Raw genomic sequence first — 1,182 nt, 5'->3', positions numbered from 1 at the left:
AGATACCCGCCAACGGAAAAAATGACCCCTCCCGCACCCCGACCCGGGACTGAACAAAACCAATCTCGGATTTCGGGGCTCTTAAATCATTTGACGAACCCGCCATTTCAGGTTACAAGGTAAGGCTTTCTATACGACTAACTCTGCACTTTACACCCTGCACTTTATACTGCAGGCTTTTGGAGGATTTACCTTGGCAGTACGTATCAGGCTTAGAAGGATGGGAAAGAAGAAGATGCCCCACTACAGGGTCGTCGTAGCGGACATCAAATCGCCTCGAGACGGCAGGTTCATTGAGAGTATCGGGACCTACGATCCCCACAAGGAACCGGTTGAGATAAACATCGAGGAGGAGAAGGCACTGTACTGGCTTTCCAAGGGTGCAACCCCCTCCGACACGGTCCGCAGTCTCCTTTCGAAGATCGGCGTCATGAAGAAGTTCGACGAAGGCGACGTTTCCCCCAGCGTTTCCGAGTAGGCTGACTTCTCCGGCCGCCCGGATGGGCGGCCCTATCCCCATGAAAGATCTCTTTATCCTGGCCGAAATCCTCCGCCCTCACGGGCTCCGAGGGGAGGTCGTGGTGCGTCTGCTCACCGACCATCTGGAAACACTCACCGACGCAGCCCGGATCTATCTTGGACTGGAAGCCGTAGAACCTGTGAAAGTGGAAGGCATCCGAACGCACAAGGGAAACCCTCTTATTAAGCTTGCCGGTACCAACGACCGGGAAGGAGCCTTCGCCCTGAAAGGGCAGATGATCTGTGTGCCCAGGGAGGAACTCGTCCCCCTGGAAGAGGGTGAGTACTTTCTCCACGATCTCGTGGGCCTGATCCTTCTCGACCACCTTGGCAATAAAGTCGGACCGGTGGAGAATATAATGGATACAGGGGGCCCCCCGATCCTGACGGGGTCCCTACCGGATGGCGGAGAATTCATGATCCCCTTCGCCCCGGGTACCATTGATGAGGTTGACCTTGAAAAGGGAACGATCCGCATTGTGGACCTACCAGGACTCATTGAATAACAAAGCTCCTTGAAACGCAGAGGACGCGAAAAGCGCAGAGTATAGCTTGACTCTGGGTTATGGCGCAGTTTCAAGAAAAGCGATGTTTTTTACCACAGATGGGATGAAGTAGGCCGGTACCACCTGTCAACGGGATGCTAAAATAGCTCCCAACTTT

The 1,182-nt window shown here is 54.1% G+C and carries 2 protein-coding genes; both read left to right on the top strand.

What is annotated here, in order from left to right; genetic code table 11:
• Nucleotides 1-193: 193 nt before the first annotated feature.
• Entirely contained in the window at nucleotides 194-478 is a 285-nt protein-coding gene (gene rpsP / locus P1S59_14475) for a 30S ribosomal protein S16 (protein ID MDF1527430.1), read from the top strand.
• Between the two features lie 40 nt (nucleotides 479-518).
• Nucleotides 519-1,025, top strand: coding sequence for a ribosome maturation factor RimM (rimM, locus tag P1S59_14470; GenBank protein MDF1527429.1), 507 nt, complete (start codon nucleotides 519-521; stop codon nucleotides 1,023-1,025).
• Nucleotides 1,026-1,182 lie beyond the last annotated feature (157 nt).

This window comes from bacterium (assembly GCA_029210965.1).
GTDB lineage: Bacteria > BMS3Abin14 > BMS3Abin14 > BMS3Abin14 > BMS3Abin14 > JALHUC01.
The sequence above is the reverse complement of the archived record's forward strand: the minus strand, read 5'-3'. Positions and strand labels throughout refer to the sequence as shown.

What these genes read in the sequence shown, in the direction of transcription:
- rimM (MDF1527429.1), top strand. Translation starts at nt 519, where the DNA reads ATGAAAGATCTCTTTATCCTGGCCGAAATCCTCCGCCCTCACGGGCTC.